At 66.8% G+C, this 26118-nt stretch carries 24 protein-coding genes; 13 read left to right on the top strand and 11 right to left on the bottom strand.

The window, feature by feature from the left end:
* Window positions 1–4: 4 nt before the first annotated feature.
* The 10 genes from ACZK29_RS14150 to asnS form a co-directional block, all read right to left on the bottom strand.
* The gene (locus ACZK29_RS14150) at window positions 5–691 is read right to left on the bottom strand and encodes a DUF2461 domain-containing protein (RefSeq protein WP_005410240.1); all 687 of its coding nucleotides are present in this window, start codon (window positions 689–691) and stop codon (window positions 5–7) included.
* On the bottom strand, window positions 688–2127 hold the full coding sequence (gene sbcB / locus ACZK29_RS14145) for an exodeoxyribonuclease I (protein ID WP_012480766.1): 1440 nt from the start codon (window positions 2125–2127) through the stop codon (window positions 688–690). The genes ACZK29_RS14150 and sbcB overlap by 4 nt, the downstream gene beginning before the upstream one ends.
* Window positions 2127–3494 carry an FAD-dependent oxidoreductase gene (locus ACZK29_RS14140; protein ID WP_459047056.1) on the bottom strand — a complete coding sequence of 456 codons (1368 nt, stop codon included), beginning with the start codon at window positions 3492–3494 and terminating at the stop codon, window positions 2127–2129. Before ACZK29_RS14140 ends, sbcB begins: the two co-directional genes overlap by 1 nt.
* Before the next feature lie 31 nt (window positions 3495–3525).
* Window positions 3526–4800 (bottom strand): kynureninase, encoded by a 1275-nt coding sequence (gene kynU / locus ACZK29_RS14135; RefSeq protein ID WP_459047055.1) that lies wholly within the window; start codon window positions 4798–4800, stop codon window positions 3526–3528.
* A 169-nt stretch (window positions 4801–4969) separates the two neighbouring features.
* A complete protein-coding gene (locus tag ACZK29_RS14130; RefSeq protein WP_459047054.1) occupies window positions 4970–5491 on the bottom strand; it encodes a 3-hydroxyanthranilate 3,4-dioxygenase in 522 nt (173 codons plus the stop codon).
* Between the two features lie 20 nt (window positions 5492–5511).
* Window positions 5512–6174 carry a carbonate dehydratase gene (gene can, locus ACZK29_RS14125; RefSeq protein ID WP_111204549.1) on the bottom strand — a complete coding sequence of 221 codons (663 nt, stop codon included), beginning with the start codon at window positions 6172–6174 and terminating at the stop codon, window positions 5512–5514.
* A gap of 74 nt (window positions 6175–6248) precedes the next feature.
* Complete coding sequence (locus ACZK29_RS14120) at window positions 6249–6887, bottom strand: FMN-binding negative transcriptional regulator (RefSeq protein ID WP_459047053.1); 639 nt, start codon at window positions 6885–6887, stop codon at window positions 6249–6251.
* 7 nt (window positions 6888–6894) lie between these two features.
* Window positions 6895–7209, bottom strand: a complete 315-nt coding sequence (locus ACZK29_RS14115) for a hypothetical protein (protein WP_006453002.1) — start codon at window positions 7207–7209, stop codon at window positions 6895–6897.
* Between the two features lie 7 nt (window positions 7210–7216).
* On the bottom strand, window positions 7217–7516 hold the full coding sequence (locus tag ACZK29_RS14110) for a hypothetical protein (protein ID WP_005410232.1): 300 nt from the start codon (window positions 7514–7516) through the stop codon (window positions 7217–7219).
* A gap of 29 nt (window positions 7517–7545) precedes the next feature.
* Window positions 7546–8940 carry an asparagine--tRNA ligase gene (gene asnS / locus ACZK29_RS14105; protein ID WP_059034781.1) on the bottom strand — a complete coding sequence of 465 codons (1395 nt, stop codon included), beginning with the start codon at window positions 8938–8940 and terminating at the stop codon, window positions 7546–7548.
* Between the two features lie 128 nt (window positions 8941–9068).
* Here asnS and ACZK29_RS14100 point away from each other — a divergent pair, with 128 nt between their 5' ends.
* The 6 genes from ACZK29_RS14100 to zipA all read left to right on the top strand — a co-directional run bounded on the left by ACZK29_RS14100 (window position 9069) and on the right by zipA (window position 15434).
* The gene (locus ACZK29_RS14100) at window positions 9069–9407 is read left to right on the top strand and encodes a HesB/IscA family protein (RefSeq protein WP_006452998.1); all 339 of its coding nucleotides are present in this window, start codon (window positions 9069–9071) and stop codon (window positions 9405–9407) included.
* 243 nt (window positions 9408–9650) lie between these two features.
* Window positions 9651–10088 (top strand): 30S ribosomal protein S6, encoded by a 438-nt coding sequence (rpsF, locus tag ACZK29_RS14095; protein ID WP_005410228.1) that lies wholly within the window; start codon window positions 9651–9653, stop codon window positions 10086–10088.
* 11 nt (window positions 10089–10099) lie between these two features.
* Complete coding sequence (gene rpsR / locus ACZK29_RS14090) at window positions 10100–10330, top strand: 30S ribosomal protein S18 (protein ID WP_002804494.1); 231 nt, start codon at window positions 10100–10102, stop codon at window positions 10328–10330.
* 105 nt (window positions 10331–10435) lie between these two features.
* Entirely contained in the window at window positions 10436–10885 is a 450-nt protein-coding gene (gene rplI / locus ACZK29_RS14085) for a 50S ribosomal protein L9 (RefSeq protein ID WP_005410227.1), read from the top strand.
* A 258-nt stretch (window positions 10886–11143) separates the two neighbouring features.
* A complete protein-coding gene (smc, locus tag ACZK29_RS14080) occupies window positions 11144–14647 on the top strand; it encodes a chromosome segregation protein SMC (protein ID WP_111204547.1) in 3504 nt (1167 codons plus the stop codon).
* A 46-nt stretch (window positions 14648–14693) separates the two neighbouring features.
* Entirely contained in the window at window positions 14694–15434 is a 741-nt protein-coding gene (gene zipA, locus ACZK29_RS14075; RefSeq protein WP_111204546.1) for a cell division protein ZipA, read from the top strand.
* Between the two features lie 67 nt (window positions 15435–15501).
* Here the strand turns inward: zipA and ACZK29_RS14070 are convergent, their stop codons facing one another.
* Window positions 15502–16626 carry a pyridoxal phosphate-dependent aminotransferase gene (locus tag ACZK29_RS14070; protein ID WP_111204545.1) on the bottom strand — a complete coding sequence of 375 codons (1125 nt, stop codon included), beginning with the start codon at window positions 16624–16626 and terminating at the stop codon, window positions 15502–15504.
* Window positions 16627–16883: 257 nt separating this feature from the next.
* On the opposite strand from ACZK29_RS14070, the gene ligA reads away from it, so the two are divergent.
* The 7 genes from ligA (at window position 16884) to ACZK29_RS14035 (ending at window position 26100) form a co-directional block, all read left to right on the top strand.
* Window positions 16884–19355: an NAD-dependent DNA ligase LigA gene (gene ligA / locus ACZK29_RS14065; RefSeq protein ID WP_478447093.1), complete on the top strand. Its 2472-nt coding sequence runs from the start codon at window positions 16884–16886 to the stop codon at window positions 19353–19355.
* 50 nt (window positions 19356–19405) lie between these two features.
* Complete coding sequence (locus ACZK29_RS14060; protein ID WP_005413904.1) at window positions 19406–19891, top strand: GNAT family N-acetyltransferase; 486 nt, start codon at window positions 19406–19408, stop codon at window positions 19889–19891.
* Window positions 19888–20844, top strand: coding sequence for an EF-P lysine aminoacylase EpmA (epmA, locus tag ACZK29_RS14055; RefSeq protein WP_478446176.1), 957 nt, complete (start codon window positions 19888–19890; stop codon window positions 20842–20844). Before ACZK29_RS14060 ends, epmA begins: the two co-directional genes overlap by 4 nt.
* A gap of 138 nt (window positions 20845–20982) precedes the next feature.
* Window positions 20983–21711, top strand: coding sequence for a DUF3011 domain-containing protein (locus tag ACZK29_RS14050; protein ID WP_111204542.1), 729 nt, complete (start codon window positions 20983–20985; stop codon window positions 21709–21711).
* A 47-nt stretch (window positions 21712–21758) separates the two neighbouring features.
* Window positions 21759–22823, top strand: coding sequence for an S-methyl-5-thioribose-1-phosphate isomerase (gene mtnA / locus ACZK29_RS14045; RefSeq protein WP_111204541.1), 1065 nt, complete (start codon window positions 21759–21761; stop codon window positions 22821–22823).
* Between the two features lie 261 nt (window positions 22824–23084).
* Window positions 23085–25799 carry a DNA gyrase subunit A gene (gene gyrA, locus ACZK29_RS14040; protein WP_111204540.1) on the top strand — a complete coding sequence of 905 codons (2715 nt, stop codon included), beginning with the start codon at window positions 23085–23087 and terminating at the stop codon, window positions 25797–25799.
* Window positions 25800–25809: 10 nt separating this feature from the next.
* Complete coding sequence (locus ACZK29_RS14035) at window positions 25810–26100, top strand: hypothetical protein (RefSeq protein WP_478446175.1); 291 nt, start codon at window positions 25810–25812, stop codon at window positions 26098–26100.
* The last annotated feature ends 18 nt before the right edge of the window (window positions 26101–26118 follow it).

Raw genomic sequence — 26118 nt, 5'->3', positions numbered from 1 at the left:
CGGCTCAGAACTCCAGGTCCAGCGCCGCGCACAGGTAGTCAACGAACGGGCCGAGCCCAGCCAGGTCCTTGCCCAGCGTGGACAGCAGGCGTGGGCCGGTCATGGTGGCATCGTCCAGCGAGCGCCACATCACCCAGTTGCGGTGCTTGAGGTCGTCGATGAACTCGAAGTCGGCCGGGAAGCCACGCGGGGGCCGCACCAGCTTTTCGCTCTCCTCGAAATCGAAGCGTTTGCGCAGGGCCGGTGCATGCGCGGCGGCCTTCCAGCTGCCCGGATTGTCGAGGATGAAGTGGCGTACGCGGCGCTGGGTTTCCGGTTCCGGATGCCACAGGCCGGCGCCGACGAAGCTCTCGCCCGGCTGCAGGTGCACGTAGAACGAGGGCGCGGCCACTTCGCGGCGGCGCTCATGGAACAGGCGTGCACCCTGCCAGGTCTTGTACGGCGACTTGTCGTTGGAAAAACGCGCGTCACGATGGATGCGGAACAGCGAGCCACCGACGCCACGGGTATCGGCGCGGAAGTGCTCGCTGACCTCGGCCAGCGCCGGCTGCAGGTCGCCCAGCAGGCGCAGGAACGGCTGCCGCACGTGGTCTTCGTACTGCTGGCGGTGATCGTTGAACCAGGCCTTGTCGTTGTGCCGCGCAAGGCTGCGCAGGAACTTGAAGCTGGCGTCCGAGAAATAAGTGCTCACAGCGTCTCCTGCAGGTGCTGGCCCCAGTCGCGCAGCGATTGCAGCAGGGCCTGGCGCCGGGTGTCATCGGGCGCTTCGGCGGCCAGTGCATCCAGCTGCTGCTGGTACTGGGGCAGGTTGAGTTCGCCCAGGCCGCCGTCTCCGAGCAGGCGCTGGCGGCGGTAATCCTGCCAGCGCTGGCGTTCAGGCGGCGCGAGGCTGTCGGGATGATTGCGCGCGCGGTAGCGGAACAGCAGCTCCGGCAGGCGCGGGTCGCGGAAGCGACCTTCCAGCGCGGCCAGCTGCTCGGGCGCAGTGGTGCGTGCAAGCGCAAGCAGCGGCTTGTCACCGTTGCCGAGGAAGCCGTCGTACAGCGAGGCATCGACGTCGGCCACGGTGGCGGCGCGGGGCTGGTTGTAGACCTGCCGGGCCTTCTCGGCCAGCTGCGGGGCGAACGCGCGCAGGCGTTCCACCTTGGCTTCGATCGCAGCCACATCCAGGCCGAGGCGCGCGTGGTCATCGGCGCGCAGGTGGTTCCAGGCGATCAGCGCCGGCACCTTGTTCAGATGCACTTCCTTCAGCGGTACCCGTGCCACGCCTTCGGGCAGCTCGCTGGCGCGCATGTACAGGCGCTGTGCGATCACCTCGGCCGGCAGTTCCAGCAGGTCGTCGATCTCGCCTTCCAGGTCGAACACGATCACCCGGTTGTTGATGGTCGGGTGCACGGCCAACGGCAGCACCGGTGCCGCGCACAGGCGGCTGGCCGGGTAGCGCATGGAAATGTGCAGCACCGGCTTCATCGCGGCCACGTCCAGCAGGCCGCCGACGAAGCGCTTGTCGCGCAGCTTCAGGGCGTAGTCCCACAGGCGTGGTTGCGACTGCTTGAACAGCCGCGCCATGCCGATGGTGGCGCGCACGTCGGACAGTGCTTCGTGTGCATCGCCTTCGCGCACGTGGTTGGCCTCGGCCAGGTGCTCAAGCTTGAACGAGGTGGCGCCATCCTCGCGCAGCGGCCACTGGATGCCGTCCGGGCGCATCGCGCGCATCAGCCGCAGCATGTCCAGCAGGTCCCAGCGCGAATTGCCGTTGCGCCACTCGCGTTCGTACGGGTCGTGGAAGTTGCGGAACAGCCCGTAGCGGACGAACTCATCGTCGAAGCGCAGCGTGTTGTAGCCCAGCGCGCAGGTGCCGGGGCGCGACAGCTGCTCGTTGATGCGGTCGAAGGCCTCGGCCTCGCTGATGCCCTCGGCCAGTGCCTGCTGCGGGGTGATGCCGGTAACCAGGGTGGCCATCGGCGAGGGCAGCAGGTCATCGGCCGGGCGCACGAAGAAGCTGACCGGGGTGTCGATTTCGTTGAGATCGGCGTCGGTGCGGATGGCGGCGAACTGCGAGATGCGCGTGCGCCGCGGGTCCTGGCCGAAGGTTTCCAGGTCGTAGAACAGGAAGCTGTCAGCCATCAGTGCGCGCCCTCCAGGACCGGCAGCTGCGCATGGATCTGCGCTTCCAGTGCGGCCCAGTCGATGTTGTCCAGTGAATCGTGGCCGGCCGTGGCCGCCACCAGCATGTCGCGCTGAAGCTCGGTGCGGCGCAGGGCCTCCGCGTACGGCGTGTGCAGGAAGGTGACCATCGTGTAATGCGGTACGAACCGGGTCGGCCAGCGCCGCTGAAGTTCCTGTTCCAGCTCACGCTGCAGCAGGAAGGCGGGATCGGCCACGCGGTCGCGCATTTCCAGGTAGTTCTCCAGTGCCATCTGCTGGATCGCGCGTGCGTTCGGCTTGCGCTCGGCCTCGAATGCGACGAATGCGCCTTCCAGGTCGTCCGCTTCCATCAGGTGGCGGGCCAATGCCACGCAATCCTCGAACGCGCAGTTCATGCCCTGGCCGTGGAACGGCACCATCGCATGCGCGGCGTCGCCGATCAGCACGGCACGGCCCTGCTGGTGCCAGCGATCGAGCGTCAGCGTGCCAAGCAGGCCCGGCGGGTGCTGTTCCCAGTCTGCGCGCAGGTTCGGGATCAGCGGCAGGGTGTCGGCGAACTCGCGCGCGAACAGCGCCTCGGCCTGCGCGCCGGTATTGATCGTGGCGAAGCTGGGATCGCCCTGGTTGGGCAGGAACAAAGTGACGGTGAAGGTGCCTTCGTGATTGGGCAGGGCGATGCACATGTAATGGCCGCGCGGCCAGATATGCAGCGCGTTGCGCTCGATGCGGAAGCTGCCATCGTCGGCCGGCGGAATTTCCAGCTCCTTGTAGGAGTGATCGAGGAACGCGATGTCCTCACCTAGCGGCGCCCGCCGGTTCATCGCCGCGCGCAGCGCCGAGCCTGCACCATCGGCGCCGATCAGGGTGTCAAAGCGGATGTCGTGCGGGCTGTCGTCGCGGTCATCAATGAAGCGTGCGTAGCCGGCATCGAAATCGACGGTGTGCAGGCGGCGGTGGAAGTGTACGGTCGCGCCAGCCTGTTCGGCCAGTTCCAGCAGCGTGGTGTTGAGGTCGCTGCGATGGATCGACCAGATCACTTCGCTGTCGTCGCGGCCATAGCGCTGCAGCTGCGGTTCGCCTTCGCGCGGATGCACCATGCGTCCGCGCATCATCACGGCGCGCGCCATGACCTCGTCTTCCACACCGGCCTGGCGCAGCGCATTGCGCCCACGCTCGGCCAGCGCCAGGTTGATCGAGCGGCCGCTCTCGTAGTCGGCCACGCGTGGATCGCCACGGCGTTCGTACAGGGTGATGCGCCAGCCCTGGCGTGACAGCAGGATGGCCAGCAGCGACCCGGCGAGGCCGGCACCGATAATGCTCAACGAGCGGGAAGCATGTGCGATCAACGAACTGTCCAGCAGTTGGGGAGGGACCGGCTCAGAGGCCGGCCCAGGCTTCCACTTCCTCGACGAAGTGGTGCACGTCCAGATAGCGGTTGTAGAGCGGGGTGGGCGAGATGCGGATCACGTCCGGCTCGCGCCAGTCGCCGAGCACGCCGATGCCGCGCAGGTGCTCGAACAGCGCACGGCCGCGCTCGCGGCCACCGATCACGCGCAATGACAGCTGGCAGCCACGGCGCTGTGGCTCGGCCGGGGTGATGATGTCGAGCACGCCGGAAAGGCGTGCACGTACAAGCGCTTCGAGCATGCCGGTCAACGCCAGCGACTTGTTGCGCAGTGCCTCCATGCCGGCGCGCTCGAACAGGTCCAGCGACGCGCGCAGCGGCGCCAGGCCGAGGATCGGCGGATTGCTGAGCTGCCAGCCTTCGGCACCGATGGCGGGGGTGAACTGCGGTGCCATCTGGAAGCGGGTGGCTTCCTCATGGCCCCACCAGCCGGCAAAGCGCGGCAGCGTGGTGTCGCGGTGATGGCGCTCGTGCACGAACGCGCCGGCCACCGCACCCGGGCCGCTGTTGAGGTATTTGTAGTGGCACCACACGGCGAAATCGGGTGCGACGTCATGCAGGCGCAGCGGCAGGTTGCCGACCGAGTGCGCCAGGTCGAAGCCGATGCGCGCGCCCTGCAGGCGGGCAGCACGGGTGATTGCATCGAGGTCGAAGGCCTGGCCGGTGCGGTACTGCACGCCGGGCCACAGCACCAGTGCAAGGCGCGGACCGTGTTCGGCGATGGCGCGCTCGATCGCGGTGAGCGAGATCGTTCCGTTGGCTTCGTCCGGTTGCACTTCCACCAGGCACTCGGCGGGGTCGAACCCATGGAAACGGATCTGCGCTTCCACCGCGTGGCGGTCGGTCGGGAACGCACCGGCTTCCATCAGGATCACCGGGCGCTGCGCGGTCGGCCGGTAGAAGCTGACCATCATCAGGTGCAGGTTCACGCTCAGCGTGTTCATCGCCACCACTTCGCTGGGCAGTGCGCCGACCACGCGGGCCAGCTGCGCACTCACCAGGCGGTGGTAGGACAGCCACTGGGTAGGGCCGGTGAAGTGGCCTTCCACCGCCAGCTCGCCCCACTGCTTCATCACTTCCTGCACCGCAGCCTGAGCGCCACGCGGCTGCAGGCCCAGCGAGTTGCCGACGAAGTAGGTCTGCTCGCCGCCGCCATGGCGCGGAATCAGGAATTCGTTACGCATCGGACGCAGCGGATCGGCGGCGTCCAGGGCAATGGCGTGGGTGCGGCTGAGCAGGTCGGACATGGTCGGGCAACAGGCTGCAACGGGGCTGCCAGTGTAGCGCCTGGGGCCGGCGTGATGCCGCGCGGCGCGCTCGCCGGGCATGGCCCGGCGCTACCTGGGGATCACGCGCATCGGTAGCGCCGGGCCATGCCCGGCGGAGGTAACAGCAATCGCCATGCCCACCGGCCTTTCAACCCGCCGCCGGCACCGGCAACGGGTCCACGTGCCCGCATTCGCTGCAGGTACGCAGTTCCAGGCTGGCGTGGTAACGCGCGAACACCTTCGGCAGGTCGGTCTCGATGTTCTGCAGCGCGAAGAACTCTTCGTGCAGCTTGTGGTTGCAGCGCTCGCAGTGCCAGATCACGCCGTCCATCTCGTGCGGCAGGCGCTTGCGCTCGACTACCAGGCCGATACCACCGGGCGGGCGCCGCGGCGAGTGCGGCACCCTGGCCGGCAGTAGGAAGATCTCGCCGGCACGGATCGGGATGTCGCGCACCGCGCCGTCCTCCTGCACCTTCAGCACCATCTCGCCCTCGAGCTGGTAAAACCACTCCGGGCCTTCGTCGTAGTGGTAGTCGGTGCGCGAGTTCGGCCCGCCCACCACCATCACGATGAAGTCGCCGTTGTCGATCATCTTGTTGCCCACCGGCGGCTTCAGCAGGTGGCGATGTTCTTCGATCCAGGCGTGCAGGTTGATCGGCGAGGCGAGCATGGTCGTGGTCCGTGGTGAGGTCAGTCGCGCCGGCCCTGGCGGGGCACATAGGACAGCGCCTTTTCATAGGCAGGCTTCAGCTCTTCCGGCGCACCGACGTCGATGCCCATTTCGCTGACCCGGCCGTTCTTCAGGCTGTAGACCCAGCCGTGCACCATCAGCTTCTGGCCACGCGCCCAGGCGTCCTCGACGATGGTCGAACGGCACAGGTTGGCAACCTGCTCGATCACGTTCAGTTCGCACAGGCGCGCGTGCTTCAGCTCGTCATCCTCGATCGCATCAAGGATGCCCTGGTGCTTCTGCACCACGTCGCCGACATGGCGCAGCCAGTTGTCGGCCAGGCCGACGCGGGTATTGTGCAGGCAGGCGTGCACGCCGCCGCAGCCGTAGTGGCCGACGATCAGGATGTGCTTCACCTTCAACTGGTCCACCGCGTACTGCACCACGCTCAGGCAGTTCAGGTCGGTGTGCGCGACCACGTTGGCGACGTTGCGGTGCACGAACACTTCACCCGGGGCCATGCCGATGATCTGGTTGGCCGGCACCCGCGAGTCGGAGCAGCCGATCCACAGGTATTCCGGATGCTGCTGCTTGGACAGCTGCTGGAAGAACTCGGGGTCTTCCTTGGCGATGCGGTCGGCCCAGTCGCGGTTGTTCTGCAGCAGGCGGTGGATGTCTTTCATGTGCGGTATCCCTGGCGTCGGGTGGGGGCAAGGCGCGGCCGCTCTGGTCGCGCCGTCGCGGGAAGCTGGGGTGATCAGCCGCTGGAGGCGGACTGTTCACGGTGCCAGCGCATCCACTGCGCCAGCTCATGGGAAGAAGGGGTGCCCAGTGCGTCCAGCGCGGTGATCACCGCCTGCTGGTTGGCGTCGGGATGGTTCTGGCTGAGTTTCAGCTTCAGCTGTACGTGTTCGACGTGGAAGCGGAAGCCGACGATGGCGCGCAGCTCAGGGCCGTGTTCGGCGCGCGCGGGATCGAACCGCCAGGCCTGGCCGACGATGGCTTCGAAGCGGTCGCTGATCGCGCCGACCAGTCCGGCCAGCGAATCGGTGTCGTCGAAGGTCTGCAGCTGGCCACGCAGCTCGGCGGCGGCGTAGTTCCAGGTGGGTACGCGCGCGGCAGGCTCCTTGTCCGGATACCAGCTGGCCGAGACGTAGCCATGCGGGCCGTCGACCAGCACCTTGGCCGCGCCGCTGTGGCGCGACTGCGGGTTGGCGCGGGCCCAATGCCCACACAGTTCGATGCGATCACCGTCACGCCGGTACAGCACCGGCACCCGGGTCAACTCCGGCAGGCCATCGCTACCGGGGGTAAGCACGGTGACAAACGGGTCGCGCGCCAGCAGGCGGTCCAGCCAGCGCAGGTCGGTCTCGGCGAAGGCGCGAGGGGTGAACATGCGAAGGTCAGGCGCGCCCGCCCAGCGACTGGATCATGCGGCCACGCAGGCCCTCGTCGCTGTCGGCCTGCGGCGGCTGCACTTCGTGCAGGCTGAAGCCGCGCACCAGCGCATCTTCCTCGTCCAGGCCGTCGTACTCGACGAATTCGGCGTCGAACAGCTGCGAACGCGCGGTGTCCTCGCTGTCATAGCTCAGCGTGTTGCCATCGCTGTCGAGCACTTCGGCGGTGCCGGCAGGGCGAACGCGCAGGCGCGCCCAGATCAGGGTGTTGCCGAGGCTGGCCAGCCACCAGCTGTCGCGCGAGGCGGTGATGTCATTCATGAGCGTATTACCAGAGCGAGGCCAGCCAGAGCAGGGCGGCCATGCCCAGTCCGGCCAGCAGGGTCAGCAGCGATACCCAGGCCGGTGTCGCCAGCCCGGACAGCGAGCGGTCCGGTTGCTGCCGATAGTCGCGTCGCAGCAGCCAGGCCAGGGCATCGGGCTTGAGGAAGGCGCCGCTGCCGAAGCGCGCGGCGAGCGCCGGATGGCGGTCGCGCACGTGCACCAGGGTCAGCGGCCAGAAGATCACGAAGGCACTGAACCCGGCCACTGCGACGCCGACGAAACAGAGGGCGAAGAACAGGGTCATGGGGCAGTACCTCCGTGGTCGTATGGGGCTTAAAAGTCCGCGCTGCCCGGGGCGCGCGGGTAGGGGATCGCATCGCGGATGTTGGACAGCCCGCAGACGTACACCACCAGGCGCTCGAAGCCCAGGCCGAAGCCGGCGTGCGGCACCGAACCGTAGCGGCGGAAATCGCGGTACCAGCTGTAGTGCTCGCGATCCAGGCCGAACTGGGCCATGCGCGCGTCCAGCACGTCCAGGCGCTCTTCGCGCTGGCTGCCGCCGATGATCTCACCGATGCCCGGGGCCAGCACGTCCATCGCGGCAACGGTCTTGCCGTCGTCGTTCAGGCGCATGTAGAAGGCCTTGATGTGCTCCGGATAGTTGGTCACCACCACCGGGCGGCCGACGTGTTCCTCGGTCAGCCAGCGCTCGTGCTCGGTCTGCAGGTCCAGGCCCCATTCGACCGGGAAGTCGAACTTCCTGCCGGATTTCTGCAGCAGGCTGACCGCGTCGGTGTAGTCGATGCGCTCGAACGGTGCGTTGATGAAGTCTTCCAGCTTGGTGATCGCGTTCTTGTCCACGCGCTCGGCGATGAAGGCCAGGTCGTCGCTGCGCTCGTTCAGCACCGCGCGGAACAGGTACTTCAGGAACTCTTCGGCCAGGCGTGCGTCTTCGGCCAGGTCGGCGAAGGCGATTTCCGGTTCGATCATCCAGAATTCCGCCAGGTGGCGGGTGGTGTGGCTGTTCTCGGCGCGGAAGGTCGGGCCGAAGGTGTAGACCTTGCTCAGCGCCAGGCAGTAAGCCTCGACGTTCAGCTGGCCGGACACGGTCAGGAAGGTTTCCTTGCCGAAGAAGTCGCGGCTGAAATCGATCGCGCCCTTCTCGTCGCGCGGCAGGTTCACCATGTCCAGGGTGGACACGCGGAACATCTGGCCGGCGCCTTCGGCGTCGGAGGTGGTGATGATCGGAGTGCTGATCCAGTTGAAGCCGTTCTCGTGGAAGAAGCGGTGCACGGCCTGGGCCAGGCAGTTGCGGATGCGGGTGACCGCACCGAACAGGTTGGTGCGCGGGCGCAGGTGCGCCACTTCGCGCAGGAACTCCGGCGACATCGGCTTGGGCTGGATCGGATAGGTGAGCGGGTCTTCGACCCAGCCGACCACCTCCAGCGCGCTGGCCTGGATCTCGAACGACTGGCCCTTGCCCTGCGACTTCACCAGGGTGCCGGTGGCGATGACCGAGCAGCCGCTGGTCAGGCGCTTGATCTCGTCGAAGTTGGCCAGGCTGTCGCCGGCCACCACCTGGATCGGGGCGAAGCAGGAGCCGTCGCTCACATTCACGAAGGCCAGATTCGCTGAACCGCGCACCGTGCGCACCCATCCGCGTACCGTGACTTCGCCGCCTTCCGGGATCTTCCCGGCAAGCGCATGTTCAACGCTGACCACCGTCATGACTTGAATCCTCTGCTGATCGACTCGATCTGTGAACACGGGAGTTTACCGGTTGCAGCGTTCCGCTTGCGAGGCATTTTTCGTGGCAACGGCTCCTTATAATGTCCCCGTACCTCTGGAGTAGCCCCATGGCCGTCAGCCTGACCCCCATTGCCTTCGAGCGCGTGCAGCGCTTTGTCGCCCAGACCCCCGGCGCGCTGGGCCTGCGTTTCGGCGTGACCAAGACCGGTTGCTCCGGCTGGGGCCACGTGACCGACCTGGCCCGCGACGAGCGCGAGGGCGACACCGTGTTCGACCAGGATGGTGTGAAGATCTATGTCGACGCCAAGAGCCTGGCACTGGTGGACGGCACCGTGATCGACTTCGGCAAGCACGGCCTGAGCGAGACCTTCACGTTCAGCAACCCCAATGCCACCGCCGAGTGTGGCTGCGGCGAGAGCTTCACCACCGACGCCGACAAAGCCTGACGCGCGGCTTTGGCGCCCGCCGGGCATGGCCCGGCGCTACCCGCCTGGTGGGTGCCGACCTTGATCGGCACCGGGGCAGGGCACCCCGGTTCAGCATGTCGGGTGCCCCCCGGTTGCCCATCCTCCCCATCTGGGCCATAATGCGCGGCTTCCTGCCTCCCTGGCGGGAATCCTTGCCCCACCGCGGTCTCAACGGCGGGGGGCTGTCCGGCCGCAAGGCCACATCCGAAAGGTAGAAAAAACATGAGTCGTCATTACGAAATCGTGTTCATGGTCCACCCGGACCAGAGCGAGCAGGTCCCGGCCATGATCGAGCGCTACAAGTCGCTGGTCGAGAACGGCAACGGCACCATCCACCGTCTGGAAGACTGGGGCCGCCGCCAGCTGGCGTACCCGATCCAGAACCTGGTGAAGGCCCACTACGTGCTGATGAACATCGAAGCCGACCAGGCCGTTCTGAACGAACTGACCGAGAGCTTCCGCTTCAACGACGCCGTGCTGCGCAACCTGGTCATCAAGCGTGACGAGGCTGACACCGAGCAGTCGCTGATCATGAAGAGCAAGGACGAGAAGGGTGACAAGCCGGAGCGCGGTGAGCGCCGTCGTCGTGACGACGAAGAAGGCGAGTCCAACAACACCGCTGACAACGAAGCCGGCGACGACGCCGCTTCCGCCGCCTAAGGAGCCTTCCCATGTCCAAGTTCTTCCGTCGCCGCAAGTTCTGCAAGTTCACTGCTGAAGGTGTGAAGGAGATCGACTACAAGGATCTCAACACCCTGCGCCAGTACCTGACCGAGAACGGCAAGATCGTGCCGAGCCGCGTCACCGGTACCAAGTCGAAGTACCAGCGCCAGCTGGCGACCGCCGTCAAGCGCGCTCGCTTCCTGGCCCTGATCCCGTACACCGACAACCACGACGTCTGATGCCCGGCGGGGCGGCCCGGTGCCGCCCCCGCTGTGCCAGCTATTCGGACAGCCTTTGTTGCGGGGCATGGCCTCGCTAACGAATAACTCATCTGGAGCAATACCATGCAGCTGATCCTCCTGCAGAAAGTCACCAACCTCGGCAACCTGGGCGACCTGGTTGATGTGAAGCCGGGCTACGGCCGCAACTTCCTCGTGCCGCAGGGCAAGGCCGTGCCGGCCACCGAGAGCAACAAGGCCGAGTTCGAAGCCAAGCGCGCCGAATACGAAGCCAAGGCCCAGGCCATCCACGCCGACGCTGAAGGCCGCAAGGCCAAGCTGGAAGGCGCGAGCGTGACCATCGCCGCCAACGCTTCGACCGAAGGCAAGCTGTACGGCTCGGTTGGCCCGCGCGACATCGCCGAGGCCTTCACCGCCGCCGGCCTGCCGCTGGAAAAGAGCGAAGTCATCCTGGGCGAAGGCGCCTTCCGCAACATCGGCGAATACGACGTGCTGGTCCACCTGCACGCCGACGTCGAGACCACCGTCAAGGTCGTCGTCGTCGCCGAAGCCTGATCCCGCGCCGCAAGGCCTGGCATCACCGCAGAACGGGCGCCCGCAAGGGTGCCCGTTTTGTTTTTGGCGCCGTTCCGCGGTGTCGGGCCAGGTCCGTCCGACGGGGTGGTGGTGGGCAATGTTCCACGCCCATTCGTAGAACACGTCCACATCGGTATACTCAGGGCGTCACACCCGTTCCACGGGCATCGATCCCAACAGGATCAATGGCTTGGAGGGTAAACGCAGGCCGCTTGTCGGCCCCAGTCCGGAACCCCTATGCGTCTTTCCACGATCAAGCTGTCCGGCTTCAAGTCGTTCGTCGATCCGACCACCCTGCACCTGCCGACCAACATGACCGGCGTGGTGGGGCCCAATGGCTGCGGCAAGTCGAACATCATCGACGCCGTGCGCTGGGTCATGGGCGAGAGTTCGGCCAGCCGCCTGCGTGGCGACTCGCTGACCGACGTGATCTTCTCCGGGTCCAATGCCCGCAAGCCGGTGTCGCAGGCCACGGTCGAGCTGATCTTCGACAACTCCGACCACACGATTTCCGGCGAGTACGCCTCGTTCAACGAGATCTCGGTCAAGCGCACGGTCAGCCGCGACGGCACCAGCAACTATTACCTCAACGGCACCAAGTGCCGTCGCCGCGACATCACCGACCTGTTCCTCGGCACCGGCCTGGGCCCGCGCAGCTACTCGATCATCGAGCAGGGCATGATCAGCCAGATCATCGAGGCGCGCCCGGAAGACCTGCGCGTGTATCTGGAAGAGGCAGCCGGCATCTCCAAGTACAAGGAGCGCCGCAAGGAGACCGAGACCCGCATCCGCCACACCCGCGAAAACCTGGACCGTCTGGGTGACCTGCGCGACGAGATCAGCAAGCAGCTCGAACACCTCAAGCGCCAGGCCAAGCAGGCCGAGCAGTACCAGGCCCTGCAGGAAGAGCGCCGGATCAAGGATGCCGAGTGGAAGGCGCTGGAATTCCGTGGCCTCGATGGGCGCCTGTCGAAGCTGCGCGAAGGCCTGTCGCAGGAAGAGACCAAGCTGCAGCAGCTGATCGCCGATCAGCGCGACGCAGAGGCCCGCATCGAAACCTCGCGAGTGCGTCGCGAAGAGGCCGCCGATGCGCTCAACACCGCGCAGGCGGCGGTCTATCAGGTCGGCAGCACCCTGGCCCGCCTGGAGCAGCAGATCCAGCACCAGCGCGAGCTGTCGCAGCGCCTGCACAAGGCGCGCGACGAAACCCAGCAGGCCCTGGCCGAACTGGGGCAGCACATCAGTGGCGACGAGGCCAAGCTGAGGGTGCTGCGGGAGGCGGTAGAGGCCGCCACCCCGCAGCTGGAAGAACTGCAGGAAGAAAACGAGATAAAGCAGGAAAGCCTGCGCGAGGCTGAAGACCGGCTGGCCAGCTGGCAGCAGCGCTGGGAACAGCACACCTCGCAGAGTTCGGAAGCCTCGCGCGCCGGCGACGTCGAGCGCACGCGCGTGGACTACCTGGACAAGCAGATCCTCGATGCCGACCGGCGTCGTGAAGCCCTGGCCGCCGAGCGCGCCGGGCTGGACGTGGACGCGCTGGAAGAAGCCTTCGAGCAGCTGCACCTGCAGCACGACACGCAGAAGACCGCGCTGGATGAACTGAGCGAAGACGTCGAGCTGCGCAAGCAGGGCGTGGCGGCGGTGCAGGAACAGCAGCGCAATGGCCAGAACGAACTGGCCGAACTGCGCAAGCAGGCCAATGGCCTGCGCGGTCGCCTGGCTTCGCTGGAAACCCTGCAGCAGGCTGCGCTGGGCCAGGAGCAGGGCGCCGCCGTGGCCTGGCTGAAGGCGCGTGGGCTGGATTCGGCGGCGCGTGTCGGCGAACGCCTGGATGTCGATGCCGGTTGGGAAAACGCGGTGGAAAGCGCGCTTGGCCAGTTGATCGAAGGCGTGCTGGTAGATGACCCGGCCAGCCTGGTCGACGCGCTGGGCGAACTGGGCGAGGGCCACATTGCACTGGTCGCCAACGATGGCGCGGACCTGAAGGTCGCGCCGACCTCGCTGGCTGCACGTGTGCGTGGCCCGGCAGCGATCCGGCGCCTGCTGGCGCACCTGCACGGTGCCAGGGATCTGGCCGAAGCCAAGGCGCTGCAGGCCAGCCTGCCGGAAGGCGATTCGATCATCACCCAGGGCGGTGAGCGCCTGGGCGAGGGCTGGTTGCGTGTGTCGCGTTCCGGCGCGGCCCAGCAGGGCGCGCTGCTGCGCGAACGTGAGATCAACGAACTGCGCGAGCAGATCGAGCAACTGCAGGATCGCGAGGCCGAGCTGGAAGAACAGCTGAGTGGTTTCCGTGAGCAGTTGCAGGCCGCCGAGCAGCAGCGCGAAGACGCGCAGCGTGCGCTGTACCAGGCCCATCGTGCGGTCTCTGAACTGGCTGGCCAATTGCAGGGACAGCAGGGCAAGGTGGAGGCGGCGCGCACGCGCATCGACCGCATCGAAGGTGAACTGAAGCAGCTGCAGGAAACGCTGGAAGCCAACAACGAGCAGGCGCGTGAAGCGCGTTCGCGGTTGGAGAACGCGGTCAGCAGCATGGGCGACCTGGAATCGACCCGGCAGCGGCTGGAGGGTGAGCGTCGCCAGTTGACCGAGGCGCGCGACCTGGCTCGCGACGCCGCCCGTGCGGTACGCGAGCGCGCGCACTCGCTGGCGCTGACCCTGGAATCGCAGCGTGCGCAGCTGGCCTCGTTGAGCCAGGCGCTGGAGCGCATGGGCACCCAGCGCGGCCAGCTGGATTCGCGACTGGGCGAGCTGCATTCGCAGCTGGACGAAGGTGATTCGCCGGTCGAAGCGCTGCAGGCCGAGCACCAGAACGCACTGGAAGAGCGCGTGCGGGCCGATCGCGTGCTGACCGAGGCGCGCACGCTGCTGGACGGCATCGACGCCGAGCTGCGCAACTACGAACAGACCCGCCACCAGCGCGACGAACAGGCATTGGCCCAGCGTGAGCGTATTTCGCAGCGCAAGCTTGACCAGCAGGCGCTGGTGCTCAGCGCGGATACCCTGCAGGCGGCGGTGGAAAAGGCCGGTTTCGTGCTGCAGGACGTGCTCAATGCACTGCCCGAGGACGCCCGCCTGGGCGACTGGGAGCAGGCCGTGCACCAGATCGATGGCCGCATGCGCCGGCTGGAGCCGGTCAACCTGGCTGCGATTCACGAGTATGGCGAGGCCTCGCAGCGCTCGGACTACCTGGATTCGCAGCACGCCGACCTGACCACTGCGCTGGAAACCCTGGAAGATGCGATCCGCAAGATCGACCGCGAGACCCGCGGTCGTTTCAAGGACACCTTCGATCGTGTCAACGCTGGCGTGCAGGCGCTGTACCCGCGCCTGTTCGGTGGCGGCCACGCCTACCTGGAACTGACCGGTGAAGACCTGCTCGACACCGGTGTGACCATCATGGCGCGTCCGCCGGGCAAGCGCGTGTCCAGCATCTCGCTGCTGTCCGGCGGCGAGAAGGCGATGACCGCGGTGGCGCTGGTGTTCGCCATCTTCCAGCTGAACCCCGCCCCGTTCTGCCTGCTGGACGAGGTGGACGCGCCGCTGGACGAGGCCAACGTCGGTCGCCTGGCCAACATGGTCAAGGAAATGAGCGAAAAGGTGCAGTTCCTGTTCGTCAGCCACAACAAAGCGACGATGGAGGCCGCGCACCAGCTGTCGGGCGTGACCATGCGCGAGCCGGGCGTCAGCCGCTTGGTCAGCGTGGACCTGGAAGAAGCCGCGCGATTGGCGGGCGCGGCCTGACGTGCCATCCTAGTTACCTGAATGAACTAGCCGGAGAACCTATCGAATGTCCGACACGGCACTGTTGCGCATCGGCATCCTGGCCGCCGGCCTGCTGTTGATCGCCGCGATCTTCCTGTTTGGCCGTCCGAAAAAGAAGCCCCAGGGGCGTCGCGTGGAAAGCGCGGAACCGACCGGCGGCGAGCGTCGCGAGCCGGTGCTGGGCGATGATGGCATCACTGTGGCCGATGGCCGCGTAGAGCCGGGCATGGGCTCGGAAGGCGAGCAGGCCGAGCTTGGCCTGGCCGACACCGACGCCGGCGCGGCCAGCGACCTTGGCAAGCGCGCCACCCAGGACTTCGACAAGATCGTGTCGCTGTTCGTGGCCGCTCGCGCCGGCGAACAGCTGCGTGGTGAAGACATCGTGGTGGCGGCGGAGAAGACCGGCCTGGTGTTCGGCCACATGAACGTGTTCCACCGCCTGGTGGAAGGCCACCCCGAGCGCGGCCCGATCTTCTCGATGGCCAGCATCATGAAGCCGGGCAGCTTCGACATGGCCAACATCCGCGCGATGGAAACCCCGGCCATCGCTTTCTTCCTGACATTGCCGGCGCCGCTGACCGCGCTGGACGCCTGGGAGAAGATGCTGCCGACGGTGCAGCGCATGGCCGAGCTGCTGGATGGCGTTGTGCTGGATGACAGCCGCAACGCTCTGGGTCGCCAGCGCATCGCGCACATCCGTGACGAGCTGCGCGCCTATGATCGCCAGCACCAGGCGCCGCCGCTGACCAAGACACCGCGCTGGTAATGGATTCATGTGCCGACCAACGGTCGGCACCCACCCCCGGTAGATCCACGCCATGCGTGGATGCGGTCTACGCCGGGACGCCGGCCACCTTGGCGAATGCGCGGCGGAATGCCGCCATCTCTTCCTCGGTTCCCACGGTCACGCGCACGCGCTGCGGCCAGATCGGCCAGCTGCGTCCGATCACCACGCCGTTGTCTGCCATCGCCTTGGCGAACGCACTGCCGTCGCGCTGCACATCCACCACGAAGCAGTTCGCTTCCGACGGAACGCAGCTGAAACCACGCTTGCCCAGCCACGCGATGGTGGCCTGCCGCACCTTGGCATTCTGCAGGCGCCGCTGCGCGATCAACTGAGGATCCTGCAGGCTGGCCAGTGCCGCGGCCAGTGCTGGCACGGGTAGCGGGTTGTCGCCCAGGCTGGCCAGTTCGCGCAGGCGGTCGGGATGCGCGGCCGCCACGCCCAGGCGCAGGCCGGCCATGCCATAAAGCTTGGAGAACGTGCGCAGCACGATCAGGTCATCGCGCTGCGCCACCTGCGTGATCAGGCTGGGTTGCTCGCTGTACTGCAGGTAGGCCTCGTCGACCAGTACGCGGGTGGAAGCGGGTTTGTGGGCCAGCAGCCAGGCGAGCTCATCCGGCGGGCTGATCGAACCGGTCGGGTTGTTGGGGTTGCACACATACAGCAGCCCGGTCGGGCGTGCGTGTGCGGCGGCGGCCATCGCACGCAGGTCGTGTGCACCGTCCTCGCGCAATGGCACTTTCTGCACGTGCGCACCGTGTGCGGCAGCGACCTCGCCCAGCGTCTCGAATGTCGGGTCGGCCACTACCAGTCCCGCCTGCGGGCCGGTCCACACGGTGGCGGCGCGATTCAACGGTTCACTGGAGCCGGGATAGAGGCGCACATGGTCGGCCGGCAGTCCTGCCTGTTCGATGAAGGTGTCGCGCACCTGACCGGCCAGTGCGAAACGGTAGCGGCCGCAACCGGCGATGCTGTCGCGTGCCGCCTGCTGGGCTGCGGGCGAGGGGCCGTAGGGGCATTCGTTGAAATTCAGCAGCACCGCACCTTCAGCGGGGGCAGGAGCGGCGGCCGTCGCGGGTTGGGCATGGACAAGCTGCGGCAGCCCGCTGCCGGCGACGGCGAGGCCGGCACCGGCCAGTTGCAGGAAGCGTCGACGGGAAGCGGGCAGGGTCACGGGCAGGATTCCGAAGGGGGACCGTCGAACGCTAGCGCCGGTGGGCATGTGCGGCAAGCTGCTTTTTGTGGAGTCGAACCATGCTTGACTGCAGATGTGCCAACCAAGGTTGGCACCTACCAGAGCGGGGGAGTGGTTGGTGCCTGCCTGAGCGAGGGAGGACCAGTCCAGCTTGGCTCGACTCTACAAAAGGCGGCGGCGTTACAGGGCCTGACAGGCGGGCGCGGTAGAATCCCCGGCCATCCCAGAACCACCGGATTCCGATGAGCCCCAGCCCCGCCGAACGCGCCGAAGACCTTCGCCGGCAGATCGCCCAGGCCAACCGCGCCTATCACGAGCTGGACGCGCCGGAGATCCCCGACGTCGACTACGACCGCGTGGTGCGCGAGCTGGAAGCGCTGGAGCGCGAGCACCCGGAACTGGCCCGTGCCGACAGCCCGACCCAGCAGGTCGGTGCGCGCCCCTCCGGCCGCTTCCCGGAAGTGCGCCACGCGGTGCCGATGCTGTCGCTGTCCAATGCTTTCAGCGATGAGGAGGTGGCCGATTTCGTGCGCCGCATCGATGAGCGCCTGGGCCGTCGCAGCCTGCGGTTCTCGGCCGAGCCGAAGATGGACGGCCTGGCGATCAGCCTGCGCTACGAAGACGGGCATTTCGTGTTGGGCGCGACCCGTGGCGATGGCAGTACCGGCGAGGACGTGACCGCCAACCTGCGCGAGATCAGCGATATTCCCAAGCGCCTGCACGGCAAGGACTGGCCGGATGTGCTGGAGGTGCGCGGCGAGGTCTACATGGCGCGTGCCGACTTCGAAGCCTACAACGAGCGTGCGCGGCTGCAGGGCGGCAAGGTGCTGGCCAATCCGCGCAACGCCGCCGCCGGTTCGCTGCGTCAGCTCGACCCGAAGATCAGTGCGCAGCGCAGATTGAGTTTCTTCGCCTACGGTACCGGCGAAGTGCAGGGCGGTGAGCTGCCCGATACCCATTCGGGCACCCTGGCCCAGCTCGGCGCCTGGGGCTTCCCGGTCAGTGAGCTGTGCAAGGTGGTGGAAGGCGTCGATGGTCTGCTGGGCTACTACCGCGATATCGGCAAGCGCCGCGACGGCCTGCCGTTCGACATCGATGGTGTGGTCTACAAGCTGGATGACCGCGCCGGCCAGCAGGCAATGGGCTTCGTCTCGCGCGCGCCGCGCTGGGCCATCGCGCACAAGTTCCCGGCGCAGGAACAGAGCACTACCGTGGAGGCCATCGAGATCCAGATCGGCCGTACCGGTGCGGCCACGCCGGTCGCGCGCCTGGCGCCGGTGGCGGTGGCCGGCGTGATCGTGTCCAACGCCACGTTGCACAATGCCGACCAGATCGCGCGCCTGGATGTGCGCGTGGGTGACAGCGTGATCGTGCGCCGCGCCGGTGATGTGATTCCGGAAGTGGTCAGCGTCATCCTCGATCGCCGCCCGCCGGGCACCACGCCGTGGCAGATGCCGACGCGCTGCCCGGTGTGCGGCTCGGAAATCGTGCGCGAGGAAGGGGCAGCCGCATGGCGCTGCTCGGGCGAACTGTCCTGCCCGGCGCAGCGCAAGGAAGCCATTGCCCATTTCGCCTCGCGCCGCGCAATGGACATCGACGGCCTGGGCGACAAGTACATTGAGACCCTGGTCGATGCCGGTATCGTCAAGAGCGTGGCCGACCTGTACCGGCTCAACCGCGATACGCTGCTGCACCTGAAGCTGGTGCTGGATGCAGAGAATCCGTCGGCACTGGCGGCGGCGCTGAAACTGCACCTGCCCGCCGAGGGCAGTGGTGCGGTGCTCAATGCGGTGCTCAAGCTGGACGGCAACGATCCGGGCTGGCGCGCGCAGGCGCTGGCGCAGCCGGCCAGCTTCGAATGGAACACGAAGAAGATCGCCACCAAGTGGGCCGACAACCTGATCGCAGCGATCGACGCCAGCCGAGCCGCCACGCTCGAACGGCTTCTGTTCGCACTCGGCATCGAGCATGTGGGTGAAAGCACCGCCAAGGCACTGGCGCAGTGGTTCGGTGACCTGGAACTGATTCGCCATCTGCCGTGGCCGCTGTTCAAGCGCGTGCCGGACATCGGTGGCGAAGTGGCGCGCTCGCTCGGCCACTTCTTCGAACAGCAGGGCAACCAGCAGGCCATCGATGACCTGTTGCAGGTCGGCCAGGTGCGCATCAGTGATGTGCACGCGCCCAGCGCGAAGCTGCGCGAGGGCCTGGATCTGGCGCAGCTGCTGGTTGAGTCGGAGATCCCCGGCATTACCCGCCTGCGCGCGGAAAAACTGGTCGCCGCGTTGCCCGGTGCACAGGCGGTGCTCGACGCCGAGCATGGCCAGTTCGCCAACGCCGGGCTGCCCGATGACACGGCGCGTGGTCTGGCCGAGTGGCTGGACGCCGATGGCCATGGTGCGATGCTGTTGGCCGCCGAGAACGCGATGCGGGAGATCCTGGCCAAGGCGCCGGCGCTGGCCGAGATCGTGGCCGGTCCGCTGGATGGGCAGACCGTGGTGCTGACCGGCACCCTGGCCCAGCTCACCCGCGATGCCGCCAAGGAACGCCTGGAAGCGCTGGGTGCCAAGGTCTCCGGCAGTGTGTCGAAAAAGACCAGTTTCGTGGTGGCCGGCACCGAGGCAGGCTCCAAGCTGGACAAGGCAAAGTCGCTGGGCGTGCCGGTGTGGGATGAGGACCGCCTGCTGGCCTATCTTGCCGAACACGAATGATGACCCCGCCGGGTGCCCCTGCACCCGGCATGAAACACAAAGGAACACCGATGCAGACCGCCCCGCTGGATTTCCGCCTGGCCACCCGTGCTGACGAGGAGCTGCTGATCGCGTTGATGCGCGAGTTCTACGCCGAAGACAGGATCGACTTCGACGACGCGCGCGTGCGTCGCGGCGTGGATGCGCTGCTGGCCGACCCACGCAACGGCGAAGTACTGCTGTGGCTGGACGAGGCGGCCGAGGTGGTCGGTTACGCAGTGATCGCGATGGGCTTCAGCCTGGAGCAGGGCGGCCACTTCATGCTGCTGGACGAGCTGTACCTGAGCCATCGTGCGCGTGGTCGCGGCCGCGGCAAGCAGGCGCTGGCCATCTGCGAACAGCGGGCACGGGGCCGCGGTGTAAGCCGCCTGCGCCTGGAAGTGAACCACCACAACGAGCTGGCCCGTCGCCTCTATCTGGCGAGCGGTTACATCGATGACACCCGCGATCTGCTGACCCTGCCGTTGGACCACCCTCGCCCGGAGGGCATCCTGTGAGCGAGGCCCTGCTGCGCGCGCTGCAGCAGCGCGCCGCGCTCAATGCGCTGGTCCGCCGCTTCTTCGCCGAACGCGATGTGCTGGAAGTGGAAACGCCGATCCTGTCGGTGGCCGGCAATACCGAGCCGAACATCGACAGCTTCCATACCGATTTCAGCGGGCATGTCGATGCCGGTGGCCGTCGCCGTTGGCTGCGTACCTCGCCGGAGTATCCGCTCAAGCGCCTGCTGGCCGCCGGCGTCGGCGACTGCTACGAACTGGGTCGGGTGTTCCGCAACGGCGAGGCCGGTGGCCGCCACAATCCGGAATTCACCATGCTGGAGTGGTACCGGGTTGGCTGGGATCATCATCGCCTGGTGCAGGAAACCGCCGAGCTGGTCGCCCAGGCGCTGGCCCTGGTGGGGCGCAGCGCAAGCCTGCGCGTGCTGAGCTACCGCGAGCTGTTCCAGCAGTACGTGGGCGTGAACCCGTTCGAGGCCGATGAGGCTGCATTGCGGGCCGCGCTGGGTGATGTGCACATCGATCCGGTCGGGTTGACCCGCGACGACTGGCTGGACCTGTTGATGACCCATCGCATCCAGCCGCACTTCGATGACGCAGTGATGACCGTGGTCCATGACTGGCCGGCCAGCCAGGCGGCGCTTGCGCGCATCCGTGCCGGTACACCGCCTCTGGCCGAGCGTTTCGAGTTGTACCTGGGCGTGGTGGAGCTGGCCAACGGCTATCACGAACTGAACGACGCCCACGAGCAGCGCGCGCGCTTCCAGCGTGACCTGCAGCGGCGCCATGAACGTGGCCAGGTGCGGCCGGCGCTGGACGAGGCGCTGCTGGCTGCGCTGCCATCGATGCCGGCATGCGCGGGCGTAGCGGTGGGTGTGGATCGCCTGCTGATGGCGATGAACCGCACGCCGCGCATCGCCGACGTGCTGGCCTACGACTTTGCCCACGCATGAGCGACATGCGTTCCTGAACATCGAAGGCTGAACGGAATTCCGCGTTTCCGCGCTTGCTTCGGTAAGCAGGATGATGCTCTTATCACGGCAGATGCCGGACACTGGCACGCAGTTCATCCATTCCTGCTGGGGAAGGCTTTGGTCAAGTGGTTTGCGGTTGTTGCTGCACCGGTGTACTCCATCGCGCTCTGGGGTGCCTGGCTGCCGTCATCGGCATCTGCCCAACAGGCCGGCTACGACGGTGAAGTGGTGACCTGTGAATCACGCGACATGGGCTGGGTGCATTGCGATATCGATGTCAGCAACGGCATCGACCTGGTGCGCCAGCTTTCCAACAGCAGCTGCATCCGTGGCAGCGAATGGGGCACCGACCGCAGTGGCGTGTGGGTCACGCTGGGCTGCCGCGCCGAGTTCCGCGCACGCCGCGCTGCGGGTGCGCCGCCAGCAGCCAGCGAGGGTAAGCGCCTGGTCCGTCGCGTGGTGCGTTGTGAGTCCAATGGCCGCCCGCAGAGCTGCCCGGTGCGCCTGGATGGCGCGCCAGTGCGCCTGCTGCGCCAGCTGTCGGCGCTGCCATGCCGCGAAGGGCAGGGCTGGGGATACAAGCGCAATGAAGTCTGGACCAGCCGCGGTTGCCAGGGGGACTTCGAAGTGGCTGACGAGGACGGTCGATTCGTTGACGTACCACGCCGGCTGACCTGTGAATCCAAGTCGAAGAAGCGCCGTTTCTGCGGTGCCAGCATCTCGGTCGGTGCCGCTGTCTTCGAGCAACTGTCCAGCACGCCGTGCGAGGAAGGCAGCACCTGGGGCTGGAGTCGCAACGGCATCTGGGTGGACGGCGGCTGCCGCGCCGAATTCTCGGTGAATTGAGCCCGGGCGGGCTCCAACCCCGGGGGGCGTGGCCCTACAATGGGTTCATGAACACTGCCTCCGACATCGACTACGCCCGTTACGACCACATCCGCCCGATCCTGTGGACCGGCGATGCCCTGCAACTGCTGGACCAGCGAAAGCTGCCGTTCGTGGTCGAGCATGTGGTCTGCCATGACAGTGACGAAGTGGCTGCGGCCATCCACGCGTTGACCGTGCGCGGTGCGCCGGCCATCGGCATCGCCGCCGCCTGGGGCGTGGTGCTGGCCGCACGTGACGTGCAGGCCGCAGACGGTGCGCACGCGCTGCAGCAGCTGGAACCGTCGCTGCAGCGTCTGAACGCCTCGCGTCCGACCGCCGTCAACCTGGCCTGGGCGCTGGCGCGCATGCGCCGTTGCCTGAGCGCCGCCGGTGCTGACTGGAAGGCGAAGCTGGAGGCGGAAGCGCAGGCCATCGCCGAGGAGGACCTGGCCGCCAACCGCCACATGGGCGCGCTGGGTGCTGGCCTGATCGAAGCCGGTAGCGGCGTGTTGACCCACTGCAACACCGGCTCGCTGGCCACCGCCGGCTTCGGCACCGCGCTGGGCGTGATCCGCGCCGGTATGGCCCAGCACCGCATTGCCCGCGTGTTCGCTGGCGAGACCCGGCCGTGGCTGCAGGGCGCGCGCCTGACCGTGTGGGAGCTGCAGCAGGATGGTATCGACGCCACCCTGATCGCCGATTCGGCCGCCTCGCACCTGATGAAGACCGGTGCCGTGCAGTGGGTGATCGTGGGTGCCGACCGTATCTGCGCCAACGGCGATACCGCCAACAAGATCGGGACCTACCAGCTGGCCATCGCCGCCCGCCATCACGGCGTGAAGTTCATGGTCGTGGCGCCGTCCTCGACGGTGGACATGGAGACCGTGGACGGCAGCCAGATCGAGATCGAGCAGCGCGATCCGGGCGAGCTGTACGGCGTGGGCGGCACCCGCACGGTGGCAGAGGGCATCGCTGCCTGGAACCCGGTGTTCGACGTCACCCCGGGCGAGCTGATCGACGCCATCGTGACCGAGCGCGGCGTGATCCTGAACCCGACCACCGAGAACATGCGCGCCGCCTTCGGCGGCTGATGCGGGCAGGGTCGCGGATGTCTGTAGAGCCGAGCCCACGCTCGGCTCAGCCAGCGAATCCGCCGCAGCCGAGCATGGGCTCGGCTCTACAGGGGCGGTATGGGGCCCTAAGTTCCTGATTTGTGCCGGTAAAATCCCCGTAAAGGGAGGCGGAAAACGGCCTGTTGTGGTAGTATCCATAGGTTGAATCGAGGTTCCGGCACGACCCCCTCCCGCAGAGGGCTGCGCCGGACTGGACCGCTACCAGACAACGGAACCCGAATGGCAGAAACCGCCAAGGAAATCATCCAGGTCAACCTGGAAGACGAGATGCGCAAGAGCTACCTCGATTACGCCATGAGCGTGATCGTGGGCCGTGCGCTGCCGGATGCGCGCGACGGCCTCAAGCCGGTGCATCGCCGCGTGCTGTTCGCGATGAATGAACTGAACGCGCACAGCAACAAGCCCTACTTCAAGTCGGCGCGTATCGTCGGTGACGTCATCGGTAAGTACCACCCGCATGGCGATCAGTCGGTGTACGACACGCTGGTACGCCTGGCGCAGCCGTTCTCGCTGCGCTACATGCTGGTCGATGGCCAGGGCAACTTCGGCTCCATCGATGGCGACTCCGCTGCGGCAATGCGATACACCGAAGCGCGCATGTCGCGCCTCGCGCATGAGCTGATGGCCGACATCGACAAGGAAACCGTCGACTTCCAGCCCAACTACGACGAAAAGGAACTGGAGCCGACGGTCATGCCGACCCGGTTCCCGAACCTGCTGGTCAATGGTTCGGCCGGTATCGCGGTGGGCATGGCGACCAACATCCCGCCGCACAACCTGAGCGAATCGATCAACGCCTGCATCGCGCTGATCGACAACCCGGAAATCGACGTCGACGGCCTGATGGAGTACATCCCGGGCCCGGATTTCCCGACCGCCGGCATCATCAATGGCACCGCCGGCATCGTCGCCGGCTACCGTACCGGCCGTGGCCGCGTGCGCATCCGTGCCAAGGCCGATATCGAGGTGGCCGACAACGGCCGCGAATCGATCATCGTCACTGAAATTCCTTACCAGGTGAACAAGGCGCGTCTGATCGAGAAGATCGCCGAGCTGGTCAAGGAAAAGAAGATCGAAGGCATCAGCGAGCTGCGCGATGAGTCCGACAAGGACGGCATGCGTATCTACATCGAGATCAAGCGCGGTGAATCTGCCGAGGTTGTGCTGAACAACCTGTACCAGCAGACGCAGATGGAATCGGTGTTCGGCATCAACATGGTGGCGCTGGTCGACGGCCGCCCGCAGCTGATGAACCTCAAGCAGATGCTCGAGGCGTTCGTCCGCCACCGTCGCGAAGTGGTCACCCGCCGCACCGTGTTCGAGCTGCGCAAGGCGCGCGCCCGTGCCCACGTGCTGGAAGGCCTGACTGTCGCGCTGGCCAACATCGACGAGATGATCGAACTGATCAAGACCTCGCCGAACCCGAACGAAGCCCGCGAGCGCATGCTGGCACGCGTGTGGGAGCCGGGCCTGGTCGGTGCGATGCTGGGCGCCGCCGGTGCCGAAGCCTCGCGTCCGGAAGACCTGCCCAAGGGCGTGGGCCTGATCGAGGGCGGCTACCAGCTGACCGAGATTCAGGCCACCCAGATCCTGGAAATGCGCCTGCACCGCCTGACCGGGCTGGAGCAGGACCGCCTGACCGACGAGTACAAGCAGCTGCTGGAAGTGATCGCCGGGCTGATCCACATCCTGGAAGACCCCGACCGCCTGCTGCAGGTGATCCGCGAGGAACTGGTCAGCGTCAAGGCCGAGTTCGGCGACGAGCGTCGTACCGAGATCCGCCACAGCGAAGAAGACCTGGACATCCTCGACCTGATCGCGCCGGAAGACGTGGTGGTCACCGTTTCGCATGCCGGTTACGTGAAGCGCCAGCCGGTGAGCGTGTACCGCGCACAGCGCCGTGGCGGCCGTGGCCGCAGTGCGGCGGCGACCAAGGAAGAGGATTTCATCGAACAGCTGTGGCTGGTCAACACGCATGACACGCTGCTGACCTTCACCAGTTCGGGCAAGGTGTTCTGGCTGCCGGTCTACCAGCTGCCCGAAGCCGGTTCCAACGCCCGTGGCCGCCCGATCATCAACTGGATTCCGCTGGAACCGGGCGAACGCGTGCAGGCCGTGCTGCCGGTGCGCGAGTACGCCGATGGCCAGTTCGTGTTCTTCGCCACCAAGAACGGTACGGTCAAGAAGACCCCGCTGGGCGAGTTCGCCTTCCGTCTGGCCCGCGGCAAGATCGCGATCAACCTCGACGAGGGCGATGCGCTGGTCGGCGTCGGCCTGACCGACGGTGAGCGCGACATCCTGCTGTTCGCCTCCAACGGCAAGACCGTGCGCTTCGGTGAGGACAAGGTCCGCTCGATGGGTCGTACCGCGACCGGCGTGCGTGGCATCAAGATGCCAGCCGGCGAGGAAGTGGTCAGCCTGATCGTGGCCGAAAGTGCTGGTGGCATCGAGGACGAGAACGAGGACGACAACGGTGTCGAAGAAGCCGCCGCCAATGGCGATGCGGTGATCGACGGCGCCGACGACGCCAGCGTGCAGTACATCCTCACCGCGACCGAGAACGGCTACGGCAAGCGCACCCCGCTGCCGGACTACCCGCGCAAGGGCCGTGGCACGCAGGGCGTGATCGGCATCCAGACCACCGAGCGCAATGGCAAGCTGGTCGCCGCGGTGCTGATGGGCTCCAGCGACGAAGTCCTGCTGATCTCCGATGGTGGCACCCTGGTGCGTACGCGTGGCTCGGAAATCAGCCGCGTCGGCCGCAACACCCAGGGCGTGACCCTGATCCGCCTCTCCAAGGACGAGAAGCTGCAGGCGGTGGAGCGCATGGATGCCTCGATCGACGAGGACGAGGACGAGGTGGCTGCCGCCGCCCCGGCCACGACCGATGGCGCACCGGCTGCTGCCAGCAGCGACGACGCCGCGCAGGAGTGATCCCGCCGCGATGAGAAGTACCCGACGACGCCGGCCCTGGGCCGGCGTCGTCGTTTCTGCGGATCTTCCGGTCGTGGCGGATCTTCCGGACGTGCTGGATTCTCCGAGCGCTGCGGACCATCCGATCGCTGAGGGCCATCCGATCGCGGCGAACCATCCGATCGCTGCGGACCATCCGATCGCGGCGGACCATCCGATCGCGGCGAACCATCCGATCCCTGAGGGCCATCCGATCGCGGCGGACCATCCGGCCGCGGCGGTAGAGTCGACTGTTAGTCGACTGCTCTGCACATGGCGATGAAAAGCCCGCGCTGCGCGC

The sequence above is a fragment of the Stenotrophomonas sp. 89682_Sma genome, assembly GCF_056481405.1.
The sequence above is the reverse complement of the archived record's forward strand: the minus strand, read 5'-3'. Positions and strand labels throughout refer to the sequence as shown.